Source organism: Micromonospora globispora (assembly GCF_003857015.1).
GTDB classification, from domain to species: Bacteria; Actinomycetota; Actinomycetes; order Mycobacteriales; family Micromonosporaceae; genus Micromonospora; species Micromonospora globispora.
On the sequence record NZ_QGGF01000468.1, the window covers coordinates 1 to 3,490 of the forward strand.

General features: G+C 72.9%; 5 protein-coding genes. All 5 read right to left on the reverse strand.

Annotated elements, in window-relative coordinates; genetic code table 11:
* Positions 1–357: ATPase (locus DKL51_RS25160; protein WP_124812572.1), on the reverse strand; the 357-nt coding region annotated here is incomplete at its 3' end.
* Positions 358–549: 192 nt separating this feature from the next.
* A complete protein-coding gene (locus tag DKL51_RS25165) occupies positions 550–996 on the reverse strand; it encodes a response regulator (RefSeq protein WP_109946199.1) in 447 nt (148 codons plus the stop codon).
* Positions 997–1,067: 71 nt separating this feature from the next.
* The gene (locus DKL51_RS25170) at positions 1,068–1,436 is read right to left on the reverse strand and encodes an STAS domain-containing protein (RefSeq protein ID WP_243422549.1); all 369 of its coding nucleotides are present in this window, start codon (positions 1,434–1,436) and stop codon (positions 1,068–1,070) included.
* A 66-nt stretch (positions 1,437–1,502) separates the two neighbouring features.
* Positions 1,503–2,552 (reverse strand): cobalamin B12-binding domain-containing protein, encoded by a 1,050-nt coding sequence (locus DKL51_RS25175; RefSeq protein ID WP_109946197.1) that lies wholly within the window; start codon positions 2,550–2,552, stop codon positions 1,503–1,505.
* A partial coding sequence (locus DKL51_RS25180; protein ID WP_148097841.1) for a PP2C family protein-serine/threonine phosphatase occupies positions 2,549–3,490 on the reverse strand: 942 nt, incomplete at its 5' end. The genes DKL51_RS25180 and DKL51_RS25175, both read right to left, overlap by 4 nt.

A 3,490-nucleotide genomic window follows, 5' to 3' on the forward strand; every position in this document is an offset into this window, starting at 1 on the left:
GACCACCGTGGTGGCCCGCTCCCCGTGCTCGGCGTACGCGCGCTCGCGGACTACCCGGGCCTCCTCACGGGCGGCGTCGAGCTCGCTGCGGGCCCGGGCCAGCAGCTCGGCCGCCTCCCGCTCCACCGCGGTGGCGCCGCTGCGGACGACCGCCGCATCCACCTCGGTCGCCGCCACCCGCCGCTCCAACAGGTCCAGCAGGTGGGTCGCCTCCTGCCGGATCTGGTCCCACTCGCGACCGACTCCCGCGGCGCTCTCCGCGCGCGCCGCGAGCCGGGTCAACCGGATGCCCAGCTCGTTGAGGCAGGAGTCCACCTGCCGCTGGTCGTAGCCGGTCTCAACGACGGAGAACCTCATACTGTCGCCCCCCAGGCAGCTGATGTTTCTTCCCCACCTGCCGATCCTGCGCGACGCGGCGGACGGCCAAGGCCGTTCCGGAAAAATGTTCAGCATCCGAGAGGTGTCGACGACCCGGGTCCGGGCGTGGACAATGCCGCGGAAACGGCGCCGCCCCGGCCGGGAGCCCGGGCGGGACGGACGCGAGGCCCGTCAGGAGCGCTTGGGCAGGACCACCACGCGGCCGAAGAACTCGTCGATGCGACGCACCACGTCGTTGAAGTCGTCCAGGTCGATCGGCTTCGTCACGTACGCGTTGGCCTGGAGGGTGTAGCTGCCGACGATGTCCGTGTCCGCGTTCGACGTGGTCAGCACCACGATCGGGATGGTGCGCAGGTCCTCGTCCTGCTTCACCTCGCCGAGCACCTGCCGCCCGTCCATCCGGGGCATGTTCAGATCCAGCAGGATCACGTCCGGGCGGCGGGCCTCGGTGTGCCGGCCCTCGCGGCGGAGGAACTCCATCGCCTCCTGGCCGTCGTTGACCACGTCGATGACCTTCTCGACGTCGGAGTCCTCGAGGGCCTCCTCGATCATGAGGACGTCACCGGGGTCGTCGTCCACCACCAGGATGCGAACCGGGCTGGGGCTGCCTGGACCCATGGATGTACCTGCTTCGTGTTGGAGGTGGATCGGGACCTCTCGGTCACCTGCTGGCGGGGAAATCTAGCTGATCACGGGGCGGACGGCGACCTCGTGCCGGACGTTTCCGCCTCATATCTGAGAACCTCGGCCAGACCGGTGACCTGAAGCACCCGCGCGACCCGCCCGGTGGCCCCGGTGACCCGCAGCCACCCGCCGTCGGCCCCGGCCCGGTTGTCGCCGCGGACGAAGGCGGCGATGCCGGTCGAGTCGCAGAAGGTCAGCCCACTGAGATCCAGCAGGAGGTGTCGCTCGCCCTCGGCGGTGAGCCGGTCGATTGCGGCGTTGAGCTCGGGGGCGGTGCTCAGATCGAGCTCTCCGGCGAGCCGGAGGCACGCCCCGCCGCCGTCCTGCGGGGCGTACGTGACGGTGAACGCCAACGTGATCCCTCTCGCTCCCACCTCAGGCGGATCCTTGCAGTGCAGCAAGTATACGCAGGGATCATGTCCACGCCGGTAACCGGCGGTTCAGCGTCCTGCCTGGTTCGCCAGGTCGGTCACCACCGCCCGGGCCAGCCCCAGGAACCGGGCGGCCCGAGGGAAGTCCCGCAGCTGGAGACCGTAGTGGTCGAGGGTGAGGCCGATCGCACCGGCCGGCACCCCGCGGCTGGCCAGGATCGCGACCAACCACTCGATGAACTCGGTGAGCAGCGTCGCGTCGTCCACATAGAGCGCGGCGGCCAGGAAGTCCACGATGTAACCCAGGTCGCTGATCGTCGAGTCGAGTTGCGCCGGCGTGTAGCGGTTCACGCTGGGCACCCGCTTCCGCAGGTCGGCCAGGGCGCTGTCGATCAGCTCGCCGCGCCGCTTGACCAGGCTCGCGTACTCGTCGTCGGCGAGATGGTCGAGCTGCGCGGGCGGAACCCGGCGCAGCGCCCGCTCGTCGGCCACCAGATCCGCGGCGGCCGGCGCGTCCGGGGCCCAGGCCACTCCGAGCCGCCGCGCCCAGCGACCGTCGTCACCGAAGCCGCGGCCACCCACCACCACCGGCACGTCGGAGCGGCGACACGCCTCGATCATGCGGTGCGCGTACGGCAGCCGCATCGGCAGCGCGCAGGCCAGCGCGACCGCGTGCGCGTCGTACCGGTGCAGGTACGACACCAGGTGCGCGGCCGGGACGCTGGCGCCGAGGAAGGTCACCTGCCAGCCGCGCAGCCGCAGCACCTCGGCCACCAGCCGGGGCGGCAGCGCGTGCCACTCCCCGTCCATGCAGGCCACCACGATCCGGCCGCGGACCGGGCGCGGATTGGCGTGCGCGGCAACCGCCGCCACCACCCGCTCACTGATGTGGGTGGCCGCGTGCTCCTGGGCGACGCTCCACTCGTTGCGCGCCCACCGCTCCCCCACCTCGGCCTGCGCCGGCGCGACCAGGTCGAGCAGGACCCGCTCGGCGGGGATCCCGCCGTCCAGCAGCCCCACTGCCACCTCGACGGCGGCGTACTCGTCCGCGTCCTCCAGCGACTCCAGGTAGCCCCGGTAGGCGTGGGCCGGATCGGCCTCGGTGGTGGTCGCCGTCACGCGTTGATCTCCCTCAGGTTGTCGGACCGGGCCGGGGCGGGCACCGCGTGCAGGTGTCGGGACGGGCGGGCCCCGGGGCCGGCGGCGCGCAGGGCGAGCACGGCGATGTCGTCGTGGTCGCGGTGGGCCAGCCAGTCGCAGGTCACCTGCTCGATCCGCTCGGCGAGCGCGGGCGCCGGCATCCGGTGGCAGCCGGAGAGGGCGTTGACCAGCCGTTCGGCGCCGAACTGCTCGTCTCCCCGCCGGCCCCCGCGCGCCTCGGTCACGCCGTCGCTGTAGAGCAGGCAGGTCTCGCCCGGCTCTAACCGGACGGTCACTTCGCCGATCCGCGGATCGGGCACCACGCCGATCAGCATCCCGCTCAGCGGCACCACTTCCACCTCGCCGGAGGCGCGCAGCACCAGCGGCGGGAGGTGCCCACCGCCGGCCATGGTCAGGATGAGCCCGCCGTCCCGGTGTGGCCGCACCACGCCGAGCACCATGGTGGCGAACCGCCCCTGGCCGTGCGCCTGGGTGGTCTCCAGCAGCGCGCCGTTGAGCAGCCGCAGCAGGCGCCCCGGGTGCGACTCGACCCGGTGCAGGGCCTGCATGCACTGCCGGAGCTGGCCGGTGAAGACGGCCGCCTCCACCCCCTTGCCGGAGACGTCGCCGAGGAAGAAGACCGAACCGCCGTCGGCGAGCCGGTGCGAACCGTAGAAGTCGCCGCCGATGCGCAGCCCGGCCTGCGCCGGGCGGTACGCGGTGCCCCACTGGACCCCGGCCGTCGCGGCCGGCTCGACCGGCACCAGGCTCGCCTGCAGGGTGTCGGCAACCTCGGCCTGGTCGCGGTAGAGCAGCGCGGTGGTCAGCGCGGCCCCGGCCCGCGCCGCGAAGGCCCGGGCGAGCTGCACGTCGGCCTCGTCGTACCAGCGGCGGGCGCGGCGAGCGACCAGCAGGAC